The following is a 21,143-nucleotide window of genomic DNA, read 5'->3' as shown; positions in this document are numbered from 1 at the left end:
ATACCGCACGGATTGAGGGGTTACGCGCACAAAATGGTACAGGCGATCCGCCTTGAAAGTCCTAAAATGCCCCCATATGGGCACTGTCGGCATGACTGTGCCCAGTTTTGCATTGGTATTGGAGTCTGGTTTTGAACAAGCAATGGTTTTCCAAGATAGCTGTATGGATGGTGGTGGCCATGGTGCTGTTCACCGTCTTCAAGCAGTTCGATGCGCGCGGACCGGCCGGCTCCAGCAACGTGGCCTATTCGGATTTCATTGCCGACGTGCATAACCGCAAGATCAAGAGCGCCACCATTCAGGAAGGTTCTGGCGGCACTACCGAGATCGTGGCCGTCACCAACGAGGATCGCCGCATTCGCACCACGGCCACCTATCTGGATCGTGGCCTGATCGGTGATCTGCTGAATGCCGGCGTCAAGTTCGACGTGAAGCAGCGCGAGGAAGGCTCGCTGCTGGGCAGCCTGCTGATCAGCTGGGGCCCGATGCTGCTGCTGATTGCCGTGTGGGTGTACTTCATGCGCCAGATGCAGGGCGGTGGCAAGGGCGGTGCCTTCAGCTTCGGCAAGAGCAAGGCGCGCATGCTCGACGAGAACAACAACTCTGTCACCTTTGCCGATGTGGCCGGCTGTGACGAGGCCAAGGAAGAAGTGAAGGAAGTGGTCGACTTCCTGAAGGATCCGCAGAAATTCCAGAAGCTCGGCGGCCGCATTCCGCGTGGCCTGCTGCTGGTCGGTCCGCCCGGTACCGGCAAGACGCTGCTGGCCAAGTCCATCGCGGGTGAAGCCAAGGTGCCGTTCTTCAGCATCTCCGGCTCCGACTTCGTCGAGATGTTCGTCGGCGTGGGTGCTGCCCGCGTGCGCGACATGTTCGAGAATGCCAAGAAAAATGCCCCCTGCATCATCTTCATCGACGAGATCGACGCCGTCGGCCGCCAGCGTGGCGCCGGCTTGGGCGGCGGCAACGACGAACGCGAGCAGACCCTCAACCAGATGCTGGTCGAGATGGATGGTTTCGAGACCAACCTCGGCGTGATCGTGGTGGCTGCCACCAACCGTCCCGACATCCTGGACGCCGCTCTGCTGCGCCCGGGCCGTTTCGACCGCCAGGTCTATGTGTCGCTGCCCGACATCCGCGGCCGCGAACAGATCCTGAACGTGCATATGCGCAAGATTCCGGTTGGCCCGGACGTGAATGCTGCCGTCATTGCCCGTGGTACGCCCGGCATGAGCGGTGCGGATCTGGCCAACCTGTGCAACGAGGCTGCCCTGATGGCCGCCCGCCGCAGCGCCCGTCTGGTCGAGATGCAGGACTTCGAGAAGGCCAAGGACAAGATCCTGATGGGTCCCGAGCGCAAGAGCATGGTCATGCCCGAGGAGGAGCGCCGCAACACGGCCTACCATGAGTCCGGCCATGCCCTGATCGGCCGTCTGCTGCCCAAGTGCGATCCGGTGCACAAGGTCACCATCATCCCGCGCGGCCGTGCGCTGGGCGTGACCATGAGCCTGCCCGAGCAGGACCGCTACAGCTACGATCGCGAATACATGCTGAACCAGATCAGCATGCTGTTCGGCGGCCGCATCGCCGAGGAAGTCTTCATGCACCAGATGACCACGGGTGCCAGCAACGACTTCGAGCGCGCCACCAACCTGGCCCGCGACATGGTGATGAAGTACGGCATGAGCGAGCGCCTGGGCCCCATGGTGTATGCCGAGAACGAGGGCGAGGTGTTCCTGGGCCGCAGCGTCACCAAGACCACGCACATGAGTGAAGAGACCATGCGCAAGGTGGACGAGGAAGTGCGCCGCATCATCGACGAACAGTACGATCTGGCGCGCCGCCTGATCGAGGAGCACAGCGACAAGATGCACGCCATGGCCAAGGCCCTGCTCGAGTGGGAAACCATCGACAGCGAGCAGCTCGATGCCATCATGGAAGGCCGTCAGCCGCAGCCGCCCAAGGACTGGGCGCCGCGTGTTCCCCCGCGTGGCGACGGTGGCTCCGGCGGCGGTACCGCCCCGGCAACCGTGCCGGCGCCGCCCGCTCCCGAGGTGAAGCCCACGCCCAATCCCACCACCCGCGTGTAAGCGCAGCACACGCACCCAGCGGAGCCCCGGCTCCGCTTTTTTGTTTTCCGGAGATCCTTTCCATGACCGAACAAACCCTGTGGCAGGCTGGCGATTACTGCCTGGACCTGCAGCGCCCGCACATCATGGGCATCGTCAACGTGACGCCCGATTCCTTTTCGGATGGCGGCCAGCATGCCGACACGGGCAGTGCCTTGCTGCATGCCGAGTCGCTGCTGTATCAGGGCGCGACGATCCTGGATATCGGCGGCGAGTCCACCCGTCCCGGTTCGCCGGCCGTACCGCTTGAACTGGAGCTGGAGCGCGTGCTGCCGGTGGTGAAAGCCGCCGTGGCCTACAAGGTGCCGATTTCGGTCGACACCTACAAGCCGGAGGTGATGCGCGCGGTGCTGGACGCGGGGGCATCGATCATCAATGACATCTGGGCGCTGCGCTGGAAATCCGGCCCGGATGGCCTGGATGGTGAGCAGGTGGTCGCCCAGCACGGCAAGTGCGGCATCTGCCTGATGCACATGCATCGCGATCCGCAAAGCATGCAGGTGCAGCCCATGCAGGGCACGGTGGAGGAAGTGGTGCGCGAGGTGGCCGAATTCCTGCAGAAACGTTCCAGCGTGCTGCGCAGCCTGGGCGTGAGCAAGGATCGCATCGTGCTGGATCCGGGCATCGGCTTCGGCAAGACGGTGCCGCAGAACCTGGCGCTGCTGGCGCAGCAGGCGGTGCTGCAGGAGGGCGGCCATGCCGTGCTGGCGGGCTGGTCGCGCAAGTCCAGCCTGGGCGCGGTGCTGGAGCTGCTGCCACCCGGCATCACCGATGTGGATCACCGCTGCAGTCTGCTGCCGCATGAACGCAGCCTGGCCAGCGTCGCTGCTGCCTTGCTGGCCGTGGAGAAGGGTGCACGCATCGTGCGCGTGCACGACGTGGCTGCCACACGCCAGGCGCTTGCGGTATGGGAAGCCATGACGCGGGTGTCGGCCGCCTGACGCACGGCCGGCTCATCTGGTGTTCGCTCCCGGCACGGTGCGAATGCGATAATCGACAGATTAACCAAAAAAATCCAGGAAAGATTCGATGAGCCAGGCACGCAAGTATTTCGGCACCGACGGCATTCGTGGTCCGGTCGGCACTTCCCCCCTGACGGCGGATTTCGTCATGAAGCTGGCCAATGCCGTGGGCCGGGTGCTGCAGCGCGAGAGCCCGCAGCGGTCGACCGTCATCATCGGCAAGGACACCCGCATTTCCGGCTACATGCTGGAAAGCGCGCTGGAGTCCGGCTTCAACTCTGCCGGTGTGGACGTGATCCTGCTCGGCCCGATCCCGACCCCGGCTGTGGCCTACCTCACGCGTGCACAGCGCGCCTCGCTCGGCGTGGTCATCAGCGCCAGCCACAATGCCTTTGCCGACAACGGCATCAAGTTCTTCAGTTCCCAGGGCACCAAGCTGCCCGACAGCTGGGAGCAGGCCGTGGAGGCCGAACTCGAGCAGCCCATGGTCTGTGTCGAGCCCGAGAAGCTGGGCAAGACCTGGCGCCTGAAGGACGCTGCCGGCCGCTACGTCGAATTCTGCAAGGGCAGCTTTGCCAATGACCTGAGCCTGCATGGCCTGCGCATCGTGGTGGATGCCGCCCATGGTGCGGCTTACCAGATTGCGCCCATGGTGTTCCATGAACTGGGTGCGGAAGTGATTTCCATTGGCTGCCAGCCCGATGGCCTGAACATCAACAAGGGCTGTGGTGCCACGCATCCGGAGGCACTGGTCGAAGCCGTCAAGCAGCATCGTGCCGACTACGGTGTGGCACTCGACGGCGATGCCGACCGCCTGCAGATGGTGGACGCCAGCGGACGCCTGTTCAATGGCGACGAACTGGTCTACCTGCTGGCCATGGACCGCGTGGCCCAGGGCCGCGTGGTGGAAGGCGTGGTCGGCACGCTGATGACCAACATGGCGATCGAGCAGGCGCTCAATGAGAAGGGCGTGGATCTGGTGCGCGCCAAGGTGGGCGACCGCTACGTGCTGGAAGAGCTGCAGAAGCGCGGCTGGCTGATCGGCGGCGAAAGCTCCGGCCACATTCTGGTGCTGGATGAGCACAGCACCGGTGACGGTCTGGTCAGTGCGCTGCAGGTGCTGCAGGCGGTGGCCCGCAGCCGCCAGACCATGGCCGAGTTGCTGCAGGATGCCAGCCTGTTCCCGCAGACCATGATCAACGTGCGCATGGCGCCCGGCACGCCGTGGCAGCACAGCGCTTCGCTGCAGCAGGCCATCAACGATGCCGAAACGGCACTGGGCAGCGACGGTCGTGTACTGATCCGCGCCAGCGGCACCGAGCCGGTGCTGCGCGTGATGGTGGAGGCCCGCGAGAAGGCGCTGGCCGATAGCTGGGCGAAATTGATTGCCGACACGGTGCCTGCGGCATGACGCTGGAACGGGATTCGGCTGCGTCCCCGGCCTTCTCGGCGGAGCGCGGCGGCGCTGCAAGACAGGAGCCGGCATTTTGGGTGGCGCTGGCCGACTACGGGAACCCGGTCCATGCCCAGGCCGTGGTCGATGTGCTGGATGCCTACGCGCGCGATCCCGCAGGCGGCGGCAAAGGGCTGACGGAAACGGTCAAGCAAGGCCTGGTCGCTGCCATGGCCCGCCGTCCTGATGCCTTCAGCGTGCTGGCCTGGGATGCGTCGGCAGCAGGCAGCCCGCGTGCCATCGGCCTGATCAACTGTTTCGAGGGCTTCTCCACCTTCGCCGCGCGTCCGCTGGTCAATGTGCACGATGTGGCGGTGCTGCAGGCGTATCGTGGCCAGGGTGTGGCCCAGTCCATGCTCGCCCTGGTGGAGCAGGAAGCGCGCCGGCGCGGGGCCTGCAAGCTCACGCTCGAAGTGCTCGAGGGCAACCGGCCGGCCATGCGCCTGTACCAGCGTGAGGGCTTTGCCCCCTATGCGCTCGACCCCGCCTGGGGCACGGCCGTGATGATGCAGAAAAAGCTGTGAAGCATTGCCGGCGGCATCAGCCGGCCGGCTTGCGATCGGGCGGAAAATCCTTCACCGAAAAATCCATGGTGTGCACGTCGAAGACACCGCGCCGGCGGTCCTCGAAATAGGCCTGCAGCATGTGGCGCACCGTGAGAAAGGCAATCTCGTCCCAGGGGATTTCCTCTTCGGCAAATAGGCGCGCTTCCATGGTTTCGGTGCCGGGTTCGAACCGGTCGTGGTGCAGCTGGCACAGGTAGAAAACATGCACCTGGCCCACGCGCGGTACGTTCATCACGCCGAACAGTGCGCCCATGTCGAATTCCGCGCCGGCTTCCTCCACCGTCTCGCGCCCGGCGCCTTCCGCGGTGGTCTCGTTGAGCTCCATGAAACCGGCCGGCAGCGTCCACTTGCCCTTGCGTGGCTCGATGTTGCGCTTGCACAGCAACACCTTGTCGCCCAGGAAGGGCACCGTACCCACCACGACCAGCGGGTTCACGTAATGGATGGTTCCGCAGGCCGGACACACGCTGCGCGCCGTGATGTCGTCCGGCGGCACGCGCTCCTCGGTGGCATGGCCGCAGTGGCGGCAGTACAGGGTCTGGGTGCGGGGTGGCTGATGGGTCGGAGTGAACACGGCAGGTGATCCGGAAAGGGTCAGGCAACGCGCAGGTGGACCGGGGGCAGGCCGTCGATGCGGGCTTCCAGCACGTCGCCGCGCACCACGGCGCCCACGCCTTCCGGTGTGCCGGTGTAGATCAGATCGCCGGGCTGCAAGGCCCAGGCGCGGCTCAGGTGCTCGATCGTTTCGGCAATGCTCCAGATCAGCTTGCCGACCGTGCTGTTCTGGCGCGTTTCGCCATTCACCGTGAGGCTGATGCCGGCTTGCGCCACGTTGCCAGCCTCGGCAGCAGGAACAATCGCACCGATCGGGGCGGAGGCGTCGAAGCCCTTGCCGATGCACCACGGACGGCCGTCCTTCTTCATTGCGTTCTGCAGGTCGCGCCGCGTCATGTCCAGGCCGACGGCGTAGCCATACACATGTTTCATGGCTTCGGCGGCGGGGATGTTGCTGCCGCCCTTGCCGATGGCCACCACCAGTTCCACTTCATGATGCAGGTTCTCCGTGAGCGTGGGATAGGGCAGGGGCGTGGGTGTATCGCCGCTGGCCACCAGCACGGCATCGGCAGGCTTCATGAAGAAGAATGGCGGTTCGCGTCCGGTAAACCCCATTTCCTTCGCGTGGTCCTCGTAGTTGCGTCCTACGCAGTAGATGCGGTGCACCGGAAAGGCCTGGGTGCTGCCGGCGATGGGAACCAGCGGGGCGGACGGGGGCGGGAACAGCGGGGTGGTCATGGCGTCTTGTTTTCGTATGTCTCTGGACGGACTAATTTACCACGCGAGCATGGCTCCCCGCGCGCAGCCGGCGAGGATCAGGTACATTGCCGGCATGACAACAAGCCCTGCCATTCCCGCCGACTGGATCCAGCCGCAATGGCCTGCACCGCTAGGCGTGCAGGCGCTGTTCACCACCCGCGCCGGTGGCGTTTCGCAGCCGCCGTTCGACAGCTGCAATCTGGGCGATCACGTGCAGGACGATCCGGCTGCGGTAGCGCTCAACCGCGACCGTCTGGCGCAGGCGGGGGGCATGCATCCGGTGTTCCTGCAGCAGGTGCACGGCTGCGAGGCATTGCGGCTGGATGCGGCCTCTGCCGACGGCCAGGTGGCGGATGCCTGCTTCAGCACCGTGCCTGGCGTCGCTTGTACCGTGATGGTGGCAGACTGCCTGCCGGTACTGTTCAGCCACCGCACGGTGCCTCTGGTCGGCGCGGCGCACGCGGGCTGGCGCGGCCTTGCAGGAACGGGAGGCTCGGGCGTGCTCGAAGCACTGCTGCAGGCGATGAATACGCAGCTGCGGCACAGGCATCCGGACGCAGGCCCGGACTGGCTGGCCTGGCTGGGGCCATGCATCGGGCAGGCGGCGTTCGAAGTGGGGGACGAAGTGCGCGATGCCTTCGTCGCGCATGATGCATTGTCGGCGCAGCTTTTCATGCCGGGGGTGCGGGAGGGCAAGTGGCAGGCCGATCTGGCTGGTCTGGCACGCCGGCGCCTGATGGCGCAGGGCGTGGAGGTGCACGGCAATGATGGCAGCGCGGCGTGGTGCACTTTCAGCCAGCCCGGGCGTTTTTACTCCTACCGGCGTGCACCGCGCACCGGGCGCATGGCGGCGGCCGTCTGGCTGGCCGACTGAGTACGCGGCCTCTTCGGGAGGCAGTCTGGTGCGGTGCATGGGGCGCGGAGCAAAACGAACGGATGCATTAGATCCGGACCGGGTCAACCGCCCTGATTGCGATTCTCCGGCGGGCGGTTTTGGTGCGGCGGTTCCGTGTCCTGCAACGAGCCCTGCGCGGTTTGTGCAGCATGCTCTGACGCGGTAGCGGCTGCACCGGCATCGGCACCGGCATCGGCATCGGCATCGGCATCGGCATCGGCATCGGCATCGGCACTTTCGGCAAGCCGCCGTTTGCGCCGGCGTGCGCCATGGCCGAGGATGTAGTACGCCAGTCCCATGGGGAGCACCCCGAAGAACAGGAAGACCAGCACCGCCTCAAGCACGCTGCCCCGGGGGTGGGTGGCGGTGGTCAGCGCAACCATTCCGACCACATAAAGCCATCCCAACATGATCAAGTACATTCGTTTGCCTTCAAATTATCAAAATTGTGTCTTACTATGGTTGTCTTCGTGGAGCCGATCTGACGCAGCATATTTTGCCAGCGCCTGTGAACTGGTGTATGCGGCGGGACGATTCCCGGCACACTGGAGTACTCCCCGGAGCACCATATTGTCAGTTAGCTGTGGGCGTCTGCAGCTATGATGTGGGCAGGAGTTCCTGCCAACCGAATCAAGGAGACGAGCCGATGAGTACGACCCCCAAGAACCCCTGGGAAGCCATTGCCCAGCCCATGCAGACCATGTGGGCCAATGCCATGCATCAAATGGGCCAGCCCATGCCGTTCGGCATGCCGGGTGCCATGCCCATGACCGACATGATGGGCACTTTCGCCAAGATGGTGCCCTCGGTTCCGGGCGCACCCCAGGTCAGCTTCGATCCGACCAAGCTGCAGGCGCTTCAGCAGGCCTACATGAAGGATCTGACCGAACTGTGGATGCAGGGCATGGTTCCCCCCAGCATCGCGACCGACCGCCGCTTCGCCAGCGAAGAATGGCAGAAGCAGCCCGTGTCCGGCTTTGCCGCTGCCCTGCACCTGATCAACACCCGCATGCTCATGGGCCTGGCCGATGCCATGCAGGGCGATGCCAAGACCAAGGCACGCGTGCTGTTCGCCGTGGAGCAGTGGGCTGCCGCTGCCGCACCGAGCAACTTCCTGGTGTTCAACGCCGATGCGCAGAAGAAGGCGATCGAGACCAAGGGCGAGAGCATTGCCAAGGGCATGCAGAACATGCTGCACGACATGCGCCAGGGCCACGTCTCCATGACGGACGAGAGCAAGTTCGAGGTGGGCCGCAACGTCGCCACGACCGAAGGCGCCGTGGTGTTCGAGAACGAGCTGTTCCAGCTGATCGAATACAAGCCGCTCACCGAAAAAGTGCATGAGCGACCCTTCCTGTTCATCCCGCCCTGCATCAATAAGTTCTACATCCTCGACCTGCAGCCCGACAACTCCGTCGTGCGCTACCTGATCGAGCAGGGCCACCACGCCTTCATGCTGAGCTGGCGCAACCCCGATGCCAGCATGGCCCAGACCACCTGGGACGACTACATCGAGAAGGGTGCCATCACCGCCATCAAGACGGTGCAGGACCTGACCAGGAAACCGGACATCAACGCGCTGGGCTTCTGCGTGGGCGGCACCATCCTCAGCAATGCGCTGGCTGTGCTGGCTGCACGTGGCGAAAAGCCGGTGCACAGCGCCACTTTCCTGACGGCGCTGCTCGACTTCACCCACACCGGCGTGCTCGACCTGTTCATCGACGAGGGTTTCGTGCGCATGCGCGAACTGCAGTTCGGCCAGGGTGGCCTGATGCCGGCAAGCGACCTGTCGACCACCTTCAGCTTCCTGCGTCCGAACGATCTGGTGTGGAACTACGTGGTGGGCAACTACCTCAAGGGCGAAACCCCGCCCCCGTTCGACTTGCTGTACTGGAACAGCGACTCGACCAACCTGCCCGGCCCGATGTACGCCTGGTACCTGCGCAACACCTACCTCGAGAACAAGTTGATCACCCCCGGCGCGGTCGAGGTGTGCGGCGAGAAGATCGACTTCAACAAGGTCGACATTCCCGTCTATATCTACGGTTCGCGCGAAGACCACATCGTGCCGATCGAAGGTGCATATGCCAGCACCCAGGTGCTGCCGGGCGAGAAGCGTTTCGTGATGGGGGCTTCCGGCCACATCGCCGGCGTGATCAACCCGGTCAAGAAGAACAAGCGCAGCTACTGGACCAACGACGAGCTGCCCGCCAGCCACGAAGACTGGCTGGCTGGTGCGACCGAGCATCCCGGCAGCTGGTGGGCTGACTGGTCGGGCTGGCTGGAGCAGCAGGGTGGCAAGCTGGTGTTGGCGCCCAAGCGCTACGGTTCCACCAAGTACAAGGAAATCGAGCCGGCTCCGGGTCGCTACGTGAAGGCCAAGGCCAGCCTGATGTGATTTCCTGCGGCAACCCTGGGTGGGAAGGACACTCAGGGTAAGCCATAGGCGTATTTTTACGGAGAGGTGCCGGAAGTCCGTGGGCACCGCTTCTAAACTGGAACGCAACGGATTTTTTTACCAGAGGAGACGACAATGACTCAAAAAGTAGCGTACGTAACGGGTGGCATGGGCGGCATTGGTACCGCGATCTGCCAGCGTCTGCACAAGGATGGTTTCAAGGTCATCGCCGGCTGCGGCCCGACCCGTGACTACCAGAAATGGCTGGACGAGCAGAAGGCAGAGGGCTACACCTTCTACGCTTCCGTGGGCAACGTGGGCGACTGGGATTCCACCGTTGAAGCCTTTGCCAAGGCCAAGGCCGAGCATGGCCCGATCGACGTGCTGGTGAACAACGCCGGCATCACGCGCGACCGCATGTTCGTCAAGATGACGCCCGAAGACTGGAAGGCCGTGATCGAGACCAACTTGAACTCCATGTTCAACGTGACCAAGCAGGTCGTGCCGGACATGGTGGAGCGTGGTTTCGGCCGCATCATCAACATCTCCTCCGTGAATGGCGCCAAGGGTCAGGCTGGCCAGACCAACTACTCCGCGGCCAAGGCCGGCATGCACGGCTTCTCCATGGCCCTGGCCCAGGAACTGGCCAACAAGGGCGTGACGGTCAACACCGTGAGCCCGGGCTACATCGGTACCGACATGGTTCGTGCCATCCGTGAAGACGTGCTGGAGAAGATCGTGGCGACCATCCCGGTCAAGCGTCTGGGCACCCCGGAAGAAATCGGCTCCATCGTCAGCTGGCTGGCTGGCCCGGATTCCGGTTTCACTACCGGCGCCGAGTTCGCCTGCAACGGCGGTCTGCACATGAGCTGATCGGCTTCTGACGCCTTGCGTCAGTGCCTGGAAGTCCCGCTTCGGCGGGACTTTCTTTTTTCGGCGGCCGGATGTCACGAAAATGTCGCGTGACTGGAAAACCGCGAAAAGCTGGTATATAATTTCAGTCTCTGTTCCTCAATAGCTCAGTCGGTAGAGCGCCGGACTGTTAATCCGTAGGTCCCTGGTTCGAGCCCAGGTTGAGGAGCCAGAACAATTTGATGTGTTGCCTTGTGCAGCATGCCGACATTCCTCAATAGCTCAGTCGGTAGAGCGCCGGACTGTTAATCCGTAGGTCCCTGGTTCGAGCCCAGGTTGAGGAGCCAGACAAAGCCCCGCAGCAGCTGTTGCGGGGCTTTTTCCATGGGCGTTCCGGCTTTCGTCGACGGGTTCATGGCGTATGCTTGCAGCGTTCAACACTCATGATGGAGTTGTGCCATGCAGGCCCCCGATTTCGATTTCAGCTACATCCATGTGCTCAGCATTGCCGGTTCCGACAGTGGAGGCGGTGCCGGCATCCAGGCCGACCTGAAGACCTGTGCGGCGCTTGGGGTGTATGGCATGACCGCCATCACGGCGATCACGGCGCAGAACACGCAAGGAGTGAGGGCCATCCATTCCGTGCCGCCGGAAGTGATTGCGGCGCAGATCGATGCGGTGGCAGGCGACATCGGCGTGGAGGCGGTCAAGATCGGCATGCTGCATGCGCCCGAGGTGGCCGAAGCGGTGGCAGCGGCGCTGGAGCGCCATGCATTCGCACAGGTGGTGCTGGATCCGGTGATGGTGGCGACCAGCGGCTCGGTACTGATGGAAGACAGCACCGTGAGCGTGCTGGTGAAGCGCCTGTTTCCGCTGGCCAGCGTGATCACGCCGAACCTGGATGAGGCGGCGCTGCTGCTGGGGCGTAAGCTGGAAACGGTGGAGCAGATGCGCAGCGCGGCATATGAGCTGCAGGCCATGGGCGCGCGTGCAGTATTGCTGAAGGGCGGGCATCTGCCGGGCGAGCGTGTGGCCGATGTGCTGCTGCTGGAAAACGGCGAGGAGTTGGTGATGGATGACGCACGCATCGCCACGCGCAATACGCATGGAACGGGGTGTACCTTGTCGTCGGCGATAGCAAGCTATCTGGCGCTGGGCGAGGACTTGCCCGATGCCGTGCGCATGGCGCGCGAGTTTGTGCGCAAGGCGCTGGAGGCGGGAGCCAATGTGCGCACCGGCGGTGTCGGCAACGGTCCCCTGAATCACGGTTTTGCGCCACGTGTGATGCGCATGGATCGCCTGTAGGCACTGTTACACGAGTTTCCTGATCTCACGTGCGATCGGGATCGCTGTTGGTAGGCTGGGAGGACTGCGTTTGAAGCGAGGAGAATTCCCATGCAGCAGCTATGGCCTGGAGTGATCCTGGCGGCCGCCGCCGTGCTGGCCGGATGTTCGGACCGGAGCGACAAGGCGGCAGAGGGGGCGGCATCTGGCGTGCCCGAAGCAGGGGCGTCGGCGCCCACTCCGGATACTGCGCCTTCTGACACAAGCGGGGGGATGGCGGGAACATCGTCCGCTTCTTCGCCTGCTTCGGCAGAGGCATCGGGCACTGGCACTGGCACTGGCACTGGCACTGGCACTGGCACTGGCCCGACGCCATCCATCATGGCATCGGCATCAGGCACAAGTACCGTTACGCCTGATCCAGTAGTTCCCCCCGAAGAGCTGGCCGCTGCCGAGAAACGCGCCTGGCTGGAGTCCCCGCTGTATGGCGGCGACAATGCGATGGCCCGGGCACGGCGGGTGACGATTACCCCCAAAGCAGGCGCTGCGGGTTACCGCGTTCATATCGCCAATCAGTTTTCCTTCGAATGCGACCTGAGCTTCAACAGCAAGGGCCAGCCGTCGCGCATGAGCGACTGTGCTCCCAGGCTGCCGGAAAACAGCGAGTGGAAGGTGGCGCAGAAGGAGATTCGCCTGCGGTGTTCGACGCTCGCCACCGAAGTGGTCTGCAGCGGCGATTACGACCTCGGCATGCCGGCCGGAGACGTGTATCCCGGCCGCATGACGATTGCGCGCCGGCGCTGAAGCTGCACCTGGCGGGCGCAGGCAGGGCGTAACGGCTCAGTCGAAGTTGGGCGATTCCACGCCCAGCACCTTGTGCAGCTTGGGACTGGTGGTGGTGTACTGCAGAAAGACCTTCTTCTCGGGGAAGATGTAGTCCATGGCGCCGAAGGCGGCCAGGGCACATTCGTGGAAGCCGGAGAGTATAAGCTTCTTCTTGCCGGGGTAGGTGTTGATGTCGCCTACGGCGAAAATGCCGGGCTCGCTGGTGGAGAACTTTTCCGTGTCCACGACCAGCTGCTTGCGCTCGATCTGCAGGCCCCATTCGGCGATCGGCCCGAGCTTGGGCGACAGGCCGAAGAAGACCATCAGCACGTCCAGTGGCACGGAGCGCGTGACGCCGTCGCCGCCGGTGACCTTGACGGCGGTGAGCTTGCCGCCGGTTTCCTCGTAGCCGGTGATCTGGCCGACCAGGAACTGCATTTTGTGCTGTTCGCACAGGGCCTTCATCTTCTGCACGCTGGCAGGCGCCGCGCGGAAGCCGTCGCGGCGGTGCACCAGGATGACGCTTTCGGCCTTGTGGGCGGTGTCGGCCGTGAAGTCGAGGGTCCAGTCCAGCGCGGAGTCGCCGCCACCGACGATCACCAGGTTCTTGCCGGCAAAGTCTTCCGGGCGTTTGACGCGGTAGAACAACTGGCTGCCCTCGAACTGCTCCAGTCCCTCGACCTTGAGCTTGCGCGGCTGGAAGGCTCCTACGCCGGCGGCAATGAAGATCGTCTTGGTGAGGAATTCGGTGCCCTTGCTGGTGCAGACGTGGAAGCGGCCATCGGGCTGGCGCTCGACTTCGGTCACTTCCTGGCCCAGATGGAAGGTGGCGCCGAAGGGCTCGATCTGCTTCATCAGCGCGTCGGTCAGCTCCTTGCCGGTGCAGACCGGGATGGCGGGAATGTCGTAGATGGGCTTGTCCGGATACAGTTCGACCGGCTGGCCGCCGGGGTAGGCCAGGGCATCGATGATGTGGGCCTTGACCTCGAGCAGGCCGAGTTCGAAGACCTGGAACAGGCCGACCGGCCCCGCACCGACGATGACGGCATCTGTCTCGATCGCGTTGGGAAAAGTGCGTTCTGTAGTCATGATGAAGTCAAAAAGGCAGCTTGCGCTGCCGTGGGTGGGTGTGCCGGGGCGCAGGCGCGCCGGCGCGACGGAAGGGAACGCTTCAGCGGACCAGCTCTTTCAGCTTGCCGGTCTTGTCCTTCCACTCCTCGGCATCGGGCAGCGCGTCCTTGCGCTTGGTGATGCTCTTCCAGCTGGGCAGGCGGGCCAGTTCGGCATTGAGCTTGATCATGTGCTGCTCGTTGGCGGGAACGTCTTCTTCGGCGTAGATGGCACCGACCGGGCACTCGGGAATGCAGACTGCGCAGTCGATGCACTCATCGGGATCGATGGTCAGGAAGTTGGGGCCTTCGCGGAAGCAGTCCACCGGGCACACATCGACGCAGTCGGTGTACTTGCAACGGATACAGGCTTCGGTGACGACGTGGGTCATGGTGGCTTCTCTTCTGGAACTGAATTACGACAGGAATGATGGGTAACCCTGGAATTTTAGCCGCTGCGGCGGGCCGTGGCTGGTTTAAGGGAAATGTAAACCGTCCAAACGGGTTCCGTCTTGCGTCAGGTCAAGCTTGGTGCTGCATTCTGTATCGTCCATGCGAACGATACGCCCAAGCGGGTCTGCCTTGGGCGATCAGGGTTATTTTTTGTCAAAGAACCATGGCGGCGGCGGCCGTGGCGTGGGTGGCCGTATCGACCAGGATCAGGGCGCCGAGCTGGCGGTTCTGCGCATAGGGCTGCAGCGGCAGGGGGGCCTGGAATTCGAGCTCGACCTGGCCGATGGCATTGGCGCCGAGCTGTTCGGCCGGGCCCTGCTGCAGGCTGTGGATGTCGAGCTGGTGTTCCACGCGGCGCACGCGCGCCTTGACCCAGCGGTGGCCGTGCAACGCCCAGTACTGGCGACCCGGCACCAGGGCATCGTTATCGAGCCAGGTGAGGGTGGCGGAGCACTGGCGCCGGGTTCGCAGGGGGTGGTCTGCGGCGATGATCCAGTCGCCGCGTGTGATGTCGAGTTCACGGTCGAGGATCAGGCCGAGGGAGCGCTGTTCCTTGCCGTCAGCCGGGCGGCGGGCATGGTCGAGGACCTGGGCGACGGTGGCCTGCTGGCCGCTCGGAAAAACCTGCACTGTATCGCCCGCCTGCACCGAACCGCTGGCCACGCGTCCCCAGAGCGTGCGGCGGCCCTGTTCGGTCCGGGCACTGCCGGCGCTGGATTCGATCCATTGCACGGGCAGGGCAAAGGCCTGGCGGGGAGCGGCGGCGATGGGCAGCTGTTCCAGGATATCGAGCAGGGTGGGCCCATGGTAGCCGCACCAGCCTGCGTGCGCATCGACCACATTCCAGCCCTTGAGAGCCGAGAGTGGCAGGATGGCGGCCGGGGTGATGCCGGCGGCTTGCGTGAAGCTGGTGAGAGCTTCGGAGATGCGCGCACAGGCCAGAGCGGGGTTGCTCACGGCGTCGAGCTTGTTGATGGCGAACACGCAGTGTGGCACGCGTAACAGTTGGGCGAGCAGGGCGTGGCGGCGGGTTTGCGGCAGCAGCTGCGCGGGAGCGTCGGGGGTGACGGCCCAGGGCAGCTTGGTGGCATCGACCAGCACCACGGCGCAGTCGGCCTGGCTGGCGGCGGTGACCATGTTGCGCGTGTACTGCTCATGGCCGGGGGCATCGCCGATGATGAATTTGCGACGCGTGCTGGAAAAATAGCGCCAGGCCACGTCGATGGTGATGCCCTGGGCGCGTTCGGCCTGCAGGCCATCGGTGAGACGGGCAAGGACGGCCGCGTCCACTTCGCCGGTGGCTTGGTGGGTGATGTGGGCGAGCTGGTCCTGCAGCACGGACCGGCTGTCGAGCAGCAGGCGGCCGATCAGGGTGCTCTTGCCATCGTCCACGCTGCCGCAGGTGATGAAGCGCAGGGCGGGGGCAAGGGCCTGGGCGGGGTGGTTGTTCAGGGCGATGTCCATCAGAAATATCCTTCGAGCTTGCGTTGTTCCATGCTGGCATCGCTGGTCTGGTCGTCCATGCGGGTGGCGCCGCGTTCGCTGGTGCTGGCGCCCAGGGTTTCGCGCACGATGTCATGGGCGCTGGCGGCGCTGCTTTCGACCGGGCAGGTGCAGGTGATGTCGCCCAGGGTGCGGAAGCGTACGTTCAGGGTCTGCACCTGTTCGCCTTCCCTTGGCGGGGTCAGCGGGGTGACGGGGACCAGCAGGCCGCGGCGCTGCACCACCTCGCGCGGGTGGGCGTAGTAGAGGCTGGGCAGTTGCAGCTGTTCGCGGGCGATGTATTGCCAGACGTCCAGCTCTGTCCAGTTGCTGATGGGGAAGACGCGGAAGTGCTCGCCGGGGTGCAGGCGGGTGTTGAACAGCGTCCACAGCTCGGGGCGCTGCTGGCGTGGCTGCCACTGGCCGAAGCTGTCGCGGTGGCTGAACAGGCGTTCCTTGGCGCGGGCTTTTTCCTCGTCGCGGCGGGCGCCGCCAATGAGGGCGTCGAAGCGGAATTCCTCGATTGCTTCCAGCAGGGTGACGGACTGGTGGGCGTTGCGGCTCTCGTCAGGCCGGGACAGGCGCACGGTGCCGCGTGCCATCGAATCTTCGACGCTGCGCACGATTAGCCTGGCCTGCAGCTCGGCCGCACGCTGGTCGCGGAAGGCAGTGACTTCGGGGAAGTTGTGGCCGGTGTCGATCATCAGCAGCGGGAACGGGATGCGGCCACGGCCGAAAGCCTTTTCGGCGCAGGCGAGCAGCACCAGCGAGTCCTTGCCGCCCGAGAATAGCAGGGCGGGGCGTTCGAAACTGGCGGCGACTTCGCGCAGCAGGAAGATGGTTTCCTCTTCCAGTGCGTCCAGGTGGGAGAGCGCGCCGGTGGCCGGGGCATGCAGGGGCGAGCGGGTAGCCGCAGACAGTGTGTGCAAGTGTGGGAGGAGGTTGGCAGGCAGGGCTTGCGTAGCGGGAGGGGAGGCATTCATGCTTGTTGCTCCTGGAGGACGGAGGCCGGGCTGGTTTCGGATGCAGTTGCGGAGGTAAGGTGGAGGCCGCATTCGCGCGCCTGATCCTGCTCCCACCACCAGCGGCCGGAGCGTAAGTCCTCGCCCAGGGTGACTGCGCGCGTGCAGGGAGCGCAGCCGATGCTGGGGTAGAACTGGTCGTGCAGCGGGTTGTAGGGCACCTGATGGGTGGCGATGTAGTGCCAGACGTCGCCCCAGGTCCAGTTGGCGAGCGGGTTGAACTTGGTCGGACGGCCTGCCGCCTGCTCGCTGTCGTCGCGCAGGGGGACTGTGGCACGGTTGCCGGACTGTTCACGGCGCAGGCCGGTAAGCCAGGCCGACTTGCCTTGCAGGGCGCGCTCCAGCGGTTCGAGCTTGCGGATGTGGCAGCAGCGCTTGCGCAGGGCCAGGCTGCGGTACATGGCTTCTTCGCCTTCGGCCGCGACAAAGGCCTGCACGCTGGCCGGGTTGGGGCGGTAGATGGCGACCGATTCCGGGCGGCGCTGTTGCGTGGCTTGCAGCAGCACCTGCGTTTCGGGGTGCAGCTTGCCGGTATCGAGCACGAAAAGGGGGATGCCCAGGCCGTTGGATTCGATCAGATGACTCAGTACAACGTCCTCGGCGCCGAGGCTGCTGGCCTGTACGAGGGTGCTGGAGCCGAATTCGGCAATGGCTGTGCGCAGGGTGGCGATTGCTTCCGCCACATGGGCGTCGTAGGCCGGGGAAGGGCGGCCATGCAGCGAGGGGGCCGACGAGGTGTTCATGCTGTGCTCTCCTTGCTGGCCGGGGCGGTCGCGGTGCGTTGCTCCGCAGCAGGCGCGACCGGGAGCGTGGCGGCATCGCTACCTTCTCCGGAAAAGCGCGGCTGGGGATGCAGTGCGTCGCCCTGGTAGTAGCCTTGCGCGAACAGCGCCAGCAGGCGTTGGCCATGTGCGGCGTTCTGGTCGGCGCGCAGCACGGCCTGGTCGAAGCCGCAGCGCTGCATCTGCGGCAACTGGTCGATTAGGACTTCGCCGGTGGCGCGGAGCGTGCCGGCAAAGCCGCGTCGGCGGCGCAGCAACTGGGCCTGGCTGTAGGCGCGGCCATCGGTGTGGGCGGGGAACTGCAGTTCCACCACGGAGATGCCGGCAAGGTCCGCCTGCAACGCGTCCTGGTCGTTGTTCAGGATCAGACGACCGGCTGTTTCCGGCTGGTAGTTCTGTGCGCGGATGAGGGAAAGAGGGGCTGGGGTGTGCATGGTTTCAGGCGGTGGCAAGATCGGCCGTCCTGGCAGGAGCGGCGGCAGGGTGGCGCGCCGCATTGGCGGCCTGCTTGAACGGTTCCAGGCCAGTGCGGCGCAGGGTCTGGATCAGGGTTTCGCGTTCGTGACGCTGGCGGCGATAGCAGTCGAGAATGGCCTCGATCACGTCCGGCACTTCGGCTGCGCTGAAGGACGGGCCCACAACCTTGCCCGGCATGGCCGGCCCGGAAAGGGCCGATCCGTCGGCGCCGCCCAATGTGATCTGGTACCACTCCTTGCCGTCCTTGTCGACGCCCAGGATGCCGATGTGTCCGCTGTGATGGTGGCCGCAGGAGTTGATGCAGCCGCTCATGTGCAGATCGATCTCGCCCAGATCCCAGAGCTCGTCCAGGTCCTGGTAGCGCTCCGCCAGCGCTTCGGCGATCGGGATGGAGCGGGCATTGGCCAGGGCGCAGAAATCGCCGCCGGGGCAGGCGATCATGTCGGTCAGCAGGCCGATGTTGGGGCGCGCCAGGCCGAGTGCACGCGCATGCTCGTACAGCGCGGGCAAGTCGCTGGCATGTACCCAGGGCAGCACCATGTTCTGTTCGTGCGTCAGGCGCGCCTCGCTGGCGCTGAAGCGCTCGGCCAGCTCGGCCACTGCGTCCAGCACGTCGCCATCCGCATCGCCCGGGGCAAGGCCCGGACGCTTGAACGACAGCGCCACCACGCGCAGCTGCGGCAGGCGATGCGCACGCACGTTGCGCTCCAGCCAGCGCTGGTAGGCGGTGCTGCTGGTGTCGGTGGCGTGAGGCAAGTTGGCAGCCTGCAGTTCCGGTTGCACGAAGCAGGCCGCAACGCGCTCGTATTCGGCCTGGGTGATGGTGTGGCGGCCGCCGTCCTCGTGCAGGATCTGGGCATACTCGGCCTCCACCGCGTCGGTGAAGCGCTGGCCTTCGGCTTTGACCAGCACCTTGATGCGCGCCTTCCACAGGTTGTCGCGCCGGCCGTACTGGTTGTACACGCGCAGCACGGCCTCCAGGTAGTTGAGCATCTGCTGCCATGGCAGGAATTCGCGGATCACCGGACTCACGATCGGCGTGCGGCCCATGCCGCCACCCACGCTCACGACAAAGCCCAGATCACCCGCGTCATTGCGCGTGAGCTTCAGGCCCACGTCATACCAGTGCGTGGCGGCGCGGTCTTCCACGCCGCCCGTCAGCGAAATCTTGAACTTGCGCGGCAGATAGGCAAACTCGGGGTGCAGCGTGCTCCACTGGCGCAGGATTTCGGCAAAGGGGCGGGGATCGGCGATCTCGTCCGGGGCGATGCCGGCCAGGGCATCGGCATTGAGGTTGCGGATGCAGTTGCCGCTGGTCTGGATGCCGTGCATCTGCACGCTGGCCAGCAGGTCCATCACGTCCGCGCTCTTTTCGAGCGGAATCCAGTTGAACTGCACATTGGTACGCGTGGTGAGATGCCCGTAGCCATAGCGCAGGGGCGGCGCTGTCAGCGTGCCGGGCTGGGCCGCCTGCAGCGCATCCTGCAGGCCCTGTGCATGACGCAGCAGTTCGGGTGCGGGCTGATCGTATTCGCGGGCGATGCGAGCCAGCACGCGCAACTGGCGGCTGGCAATCTCGCCGTAGGGCACGGCGATGCGCAGCATGGGTGCATGGCGCTGGATATACCAGCCGTTCTGCAGACGCAGCGGCTTGAATTCGGTGTCGGAAAGCTGGCCGGCCAGGTGCCGCTGCAGCTGGTCGCGGTACTGGGCCGCGCGCTGTTCGATGAACTGCTGATCGAAAGAGGTGTACTGGTACATGAATCCGTCCGCCTGCTTCCGGCAAGCGCGCACCATGCGCACGTTACCGGTCAGGAACGGACGAACTGTACCGACTCTTTATATCTTTCGGAACGATTTTATGATGATGTATATATATCCAAAGAATATATACGTCCGGCGCTTATTGTTTGCGCACGACCAGACTGCCGATCGAGTAGCCGGCACCAAACGAGCAGATCACGCCGACGTCGCCTGCCTGCAGATCCTGGCTATGGCGATGGAAGGCGATGATGGAGCCGGCCGATGCCGTATTGGCAAACTCGTCCAGAATCACCGGGGCTTCGTCAAAGCTCGGCTCATGGCCCAGCAGGCGCTTGCCGATCAGCTGGTTCATGCTCAGGTTGGCCTGGTGCAGCCAGAAACGGCGCACCTGGGCCGGCGTCAGGCCGAGGGTTTCGAGCTGGTTCGCGATATGCTCGGCGGCCATCGGGCACACTTCCTTGAACACCTTGCGCCCTTCCTGCATGAACAGTTGGTCGCGGTCTTCGGGATTGCGGTCCTCGCTGCGGCTCATGAATCCGGCATTGTTGCGAATGTTGTTGGAGAACTGGGTGGCCAGGCGCGTGCCCAGCACTTCCCAGCGGTTCGCCGAGGTCGCCAGATCGGCGCGCTCGATGACCAGCGCGGTGCACACGTCGCCGAAAATGAAGTGACAGTCGCGGTCCATCCACGCATGGTGGGCCGAGGTGATTTCGGGGTTGATTACCAGCGCAGCCTTGACCTGGCCGGTGCGTACGGCATTCACCGCCTGCTCCAGCCCGAAAGTGGCCGACGAGCAGGCCACGTTCATGTCGAAGCCGTAGCCTTTTGCGCCGATGGCGTTCTGCACCTCGATCGCCATGGCGGGGTACTGGCGCTGCATGTTGGAGGCGGCACAGACCACCATCTCGATATCCTCGCCCTTGCGGCCAGCGTTTTCCAGCGCCTGCGTTGCAGCGGCCACGGCGATTTCGGCCATCAGCGAAAGCTGGTCGTCCGGGCGTGGCGTCAGGCGCGGACGCATGCGGGTCGGATCCAGAATGCCTTCCTTCTCGATCACGTAGCGCTGCTTGATGCCTGAAGCCTTGACGATGAATTCCTCGCTCGATTCCGGCAGGGCCTTGCGCTCACCCGCGGCAATCGCCTCGGCATGCTTCTCGTTTTCCTGGTGCACATAGGCGTTGTAGGCGGTGACGAGTTCGGCGTTGCTGATGGTGTGCGGAGCGACCCACAGGCCGGTTCCGCTGATGGCGGCTTGATACATGGCGTGCATATCTGATGAGAGAATAATCGAACGATTGTACGCTTTGGTGCGCAGGCCGGGCAAGCAAGCGCCTGTGTACAAGTCGGAGGATTTCCCCTGGGGAGCGGGATGGTTCGGC

At 64.5% G+C, this 21,143-nt stretch carries 20 protein-coding genes and 2 tRNA genes; 11 read left to right on the top strand and 11 right to left on the bottom strand.

Going from position 1 to position 21,143, the window contains the following annotated elements; genetic code table 11:
- Positions 1-131: 131 nt before the first annotated feature.
- The 4 genes from ftsH (at position 132) to ACX36O_RS08235 (ending at position 5,065) form a co-directional block, all read left to right on the top strand.
- Positions 132-2,087 (top strand): ATP-dependent zinc metalloprotease FtsH, encoded by a 1,956-nt coding sequence (ftsH, locus tag ACX36O_RS08250; RefSeq protein WP_213360938.1) that lies wholly within the window; start codon positions 132-134, stop codon positions 2,085-2,087.
- A gap of 62 nt (positions 2,088-2,149) precedes the next feature.
- Entirely contained in the window at positions 2,150-3,067 is a 918-nt protein-coding gene (folP, locus tag ACX36O_RS08245; RefSeq protein ID WP_371686708.1) for a dihydropteroate synthase, read from the top strand.
- Between the two features lie 88 nt (positions 3,068-3,155).
- The gene (gene glmM / locus ACX36O_RS08240; protein ID WP_213360936.1) at positions 3,156-4,499 is read left to right on the top strand and encodes a phosphoglucosamine mutase; all 1,344 of its coding nucleotides are present in this window, start codon (positions 3,156-3,158) and stop codon (positions 4,497-4,499) included.
- Entirely contained in the window at positions 4,496-5,065 is a 570-nt protein-coding gene (locus tag ACX36O_RS08235) for a GNAT family N-acetyltransferase (RefSeq protein ID WP_213360935.1), read from the top strand. Before glmM ends, ACX36O_RS08235 begins: the two co-directional genes overlap by 4 nt.
- A 16-nt stretch (positions 5,066-5,081) precedes the next feature.
- Here ACX36O_RS08235 and ACX36O_RS08230 read toward each other — a convergent pair whose 3' ends face one another.
- Together ACX36O_RS08230 and ACX36O_RS08225 are read right to left on the bottom strand one after the other, a co-directional pair.
- Complete coding sequence (locus ACX36O_RS08230) at positions 5,082-5,681, bottom strand: NUDIX hydrolase (RefSeq protein ID WP_250131011.1); 600 nt, start codon at positions 5,679-5,681, stop codon at positions 5,082-5,084.
- 20 nt (positions 5,682-5,701) lie between these two features.
- Positions 5,702-6,400: a fumarylacetoacetate hydrolase family protein gene (locus ACX36O_RS08225; protein WP_213360933.1), complete on the bottom strand. Its 699-nt coding sequence runs from the start codon at positions 6,398-6,400 to the stop codon at positions 5,702-5,704.
- 94 nt (positions 6,401-6,494) lie between these two features.
- Between ACX36O_RS08225 and pgeF the strand changes: the two genes are divergently transcribed.
- Complete coding sequence (gene pgeF, locus ACX36O_RS08220) at positions 6,495-7,295, top strand: peptidoglycan editing factor PgeF (protein WP_371686704.1); 801 nt, start codon at positions 6,495-6,497, stop codon at positions 7,293-7,295.
- Between the two features lie 83 nt (positions 7,296-7,378).
- Here pgeF and ACX36O_RS08215 read toward each other — a convergent pair whose 3' ends face one another.
- Positions 7,379-7,738 (bottom strand): hypothetical protein, encoded by a 360-nt coding sequence (locus ACX36O_RS08215; protein ID WP_488359654.1) that lies wholly within the window; start codon positions 7,736-7,738, stop codon positions 7,379-7,381.
- 224 nt (positions 7,739-7,962) lie between these two features.
- Here ACX36O_RS08215 and phaC point away from each other — a divergent pair, with 224 nt between their 5' ends.
- The 6 genes from phaC (at position 7,963) to ACX36O_RS08185 (ending at position 12,654) form a co-directional block, all read left to right on the top strand.
- Positions 7,963-9,714, top strand: coding sequence for a class I poly(R)-hydroxyalkanoic acid synthase (gene phaC, locus ACX36O_RS08210; RefSeq protein WP_371686280.1), 1,752 nt, complete (start codon positions 7,963-7,965; stop codon positions 9,712-9,714).
- Between the two features lie 135 nt (positions 9,715-9,849).
- Entirely contained in the window at positions 9,850-10,587 is a 738-nt protein-coding gene (gene phbB / locus ACX36O_RS08205) for an acetoacetyl-CoA reductase (RefSeq protein ID WP_213360927.1), read from the top strand.
- A 135-nt stretch (positions 10,588-10,722) separates the two neighbouring features.
- A tRNA-Asn gene (locus tag ACX36O_RS08200) sits at positions 10,723-10,798 on the top strand.
- Between the two features lie 39 nt (positions 10,799-10,837).
- Positions 10,838-10,913: transfer RNA gene (locus ACX36O_RS08195), tRNA-Asn, on the top strand.
- 112 nt (positions 10,914-11,025) lie between these two features.
- Complete coding sequence (thiD, locus tag ACX36O_RS08190; RefSeq protein WP_213360925.1) at positions 11,026-11,871, top strand: bifunctional hydroxymethylpyrimidine kinase/phosphomethylpyrimidine kinase; 846 nt, start codon at positions 11,026-11,028, stop codon at positions 11,869-11,871.
- A gap of 360 nt (positions 11,872-12,231) precedes the next feature.
- The gene (locus tag ACX36O_RS08185; RefSeq protein WP_488359653.1) at positions 12,232-12,654 is read left to right on the top strand and encodes a hypothetical protein; all 423 of its coding nucleotides are present in this window, start codon (positions 12,232-12,234) and stop codon (positions 12,652-12,654) included.
- A gap of 36 nt (positions 12,655-12,690) precedes the next feature.
- On the opposite strand, the gene ACX36O_RS08180 is transcribed toward ACX36O_RS08185, so the two are convergent.
- The 8 genes from ACX36O_RS08180 to ACX36O_RS08145 all read right to left on the bottom strand — a co-directional run bounded on the left by ACX36O_RS08180 (position 12,691) and on the right by ACX36O_RS08145 (position 21,025).
- Entirely contained in the window at positions 12,691-13,764 is a 1,074-nt protein-coding gene (locus ACX36O_RS08180; protein ID WP_213360922.1) for an NAD(P)/FAD-dependent oxidoreductase, read from the bottom strand.
- An 82-nt stretch (positions 13,765-13,846) separates the two neighbouring features.
- Positions 13,847-14,176, bottom strand: a complete 330-nt coding sequence (gene fdxA, locus ACX36O_RS08175) for a ferredoxin FdxA (protein ID WP_213360921.1) — start codon at positions 14,174-14,176, stop codon at positions 13,847-13,849.
- Positions 14,177-14,390: 214 nt separating this feature from the next.
- Positions 14,391-15,701 (bottom strand): sulfate adenylyltransferase subunit 1, encoded by a 1,311-nt coding sequence (locus tag ACX36O_RS08170; protein ID WP_213360920.1) that lies wholly within the window; start codon positions 15,699-15,701, stop codon positions 14,391-14,393.
- On the bottom strand, positions 15,701-16,702 hold the full coding sequence (gene cysD, locus ACX36O_RS08165; protein ID WP_213360919.1) for a sulfate adenylyltransferase subunit CysD: 1,002 nt from the start codon (positions 16,700-16,702) through the stop codon (positions 15,701-15,703). Before cysD ends, ACX36O_RS08170 begins: the two co-directional genes overlap by 1 nt.
- Entirely contained in the window at positions 16,699-17,484 is a 786-nt protein-coding gene (locus ACX36O_RS08160; protein ID WP_213360918.1) for a phosphoadenylyl-sulfate reductase, read from the bottom strand. Before ACX36O_RS08160 ends, cysD begins: the two co-directional genes overlap by 4 nt.
- Entirely contained in the window at positions 17,481-17,957 is a 477-nt protein-coding gene (locus ACX36O_RS08155) for a DUF934 domain-containing protein (RefSeq protein ID WP_213360916.1), read from the bottom strand. Before ACX36O_RS08155 ends, ACX36O_RS08160 begins: the two co-directional genes overlap by 4 nt.
- Positions 17,958-17,961: 4 nt before the next feature.
- On the bottom strand, positions 17,962-19,761 hold the full coding sequence (locus ACX36O_RS08150) for a nitrite/sulfite reductase (RefSeq protein ID WP_488359652.1): 1,800 nt from the start codon (positions 19,759-19,761) through the stop codon (positions 17,962-17,964).
- Positions 19,762-19,903: 142 nt separating this feature from the next.
- Positions 19,904-21,025: a beta-ketoacyl-ACP synthase III gene (locus ACX36O_RS08145; protein WP_213360912.1), complete on the bottom strand. Its 1,122-nt coding sequence runs from the start codon at positions 21,023-21,025 to the stop codon at positions 19,904-19,906.
- Positions 21,026-21,143 lie beyond the last annotated feature (118 nt).

The organism is Brachymonas sp. KE5 (assembly GCF_057773645.1).
The sequence above is the reverse complement of the archived record's forward strand: the minus strand, read 5'-3'. Positions and strand labels throughout refer to the sequence as shown.

What these genes read in the sequence shown, in the direction of transcription:
- glmM (WP_213360936.1), top strand. Translation starts at nt 3,156, where the DNA reads ATGAGCCAGGCACGCAAGTATTTCGGCACCGACGGCATTCGTGGTCCG.
- ACX36O_RS08185 (WP_488359653.1), top strand. Translation starts at nt 12,232, where the DNA reads ATGGCATCGGCATCAGGCACAAGTACCGTTACGCCTGATCCAGTAGTT.
- ACX36O_RS08225 (WP_213360933.1), bottom strand. Translation starts at nt 6,400, where the DNA reads ATGACCACCCCGCTGTTCCCGCCCCCGTCCGCCCCGCTGGTTCCCATC.
- ACX36O_RS08170 (WP_213360920.1), bottom strand. Translation starts at nt 15,701, where the DNA reads ATGGACATCGCCCTGAACAACCACCCCGCCCAGGCCCTTGCCCCCGCC.
- phaC (WP_371686280.1), top strand. Translation starts at nt 7,963, where the DNA reads ATGAGTACGACCCCCAAGAACCCCTGGGAAGCCATTGCCCAGCCCATG.
- ACX36O_RS08160 (WP_213360918.1), bottom strand. Translation starts at nt 17,484, where the DNA reads ATGAACACCTCGTCGGCCCCCTCGCTGCATGGCCGCCCTTCCCCGGCC.
- pgeF (WP_371686704.1), top strand. Translation starts at nt 6,495, where the DNA reads ATGACAACAAGCCCTGCCATTCCCGCCGACTGGATCCAGCCGCAATGG.
- ACX36O_RS08145 (WP_213360912.1), bottom strand. Translation starts at nt 21,025, where the DNA reads ATGTATCAAGCCGCCATCAGCGGAACCGGCCTGTGGGTCGCTCCGCAC.
- cysD (WP_213360919.1), bottom strand. Translation starts at nt 16,702, where the DNA reads ATGAATGCCTCCCCTCCCGCTACGCAAGCCCTGCCTGCCAACCTCCTC.
- ACX36O_RS08150 (WP_488359652.1), bottom strand. Translation starts at nt 19,761, where the DNA reads ATGTACCAGTACACCTCTTTCGATCAGCAGTTCATCGAACAGCGCGCG.
- ACX36O_RS08235 (WP_213360935.1), top strand. Translation starts at nt 4,496, where the DNA reads ATGACGCTGGAACGGGATTCGGCTGCGTCCCCGGCCTTCTCGGCGGAG.
- ACX36O_RS08180 (WP_213360922.1), bottom strand. Translation starts at nt 13,764, where the DNA reads ATGACTACAGAACGCACTTTTCCCAACGCGATCGAGACAGATGCCGTC.
- thiD (WP_213360925.1), top strand. Translation starts at nt 11,026, where the DNA reads ATGCAGGCCCCCGATTTCGATTTCAGCTACATCCATGTGCTCAGCATT.
- phbB (WP_213360927.1), top strand. Translation starts at nt 9,850, where the DNA reads ATGACTCAAAAAGTAGCGTACGTAACGGGTGGCATGGGCGGCATTGGT.
- fdxA (WP_213360921.1), bottom strand. Translation starts at nt 14,176, where the DNA reads ATGACCCACGTCGTCACCGAAGCCTGTATCCGTTGCAAGTACACCGAC.
- ACX36O_RS08215 (WP_488359654.1), bottom strand. Translation starts at nt 7,738, where the DNA reads ATGTACTTGATCATGTTGGGATGGCTTTATGTGGTCGGAATGGTTGCG.
- folP (WP_371686708.1), top strand. Translation starts at nt 2,150, where the DNA reads ATGACCGAACAAACCCTGTGGCAGGCTGGCGATTACTGCCTGGACCTG.
- ACX36O_RS08155 (WP_213360916.1), bottom strand. Translation starts at nt 17,957, where the DNA reads ATGCACACCCCAGCCCCTCTTTCCCTCATCCGCGCACAGAACTACCAG.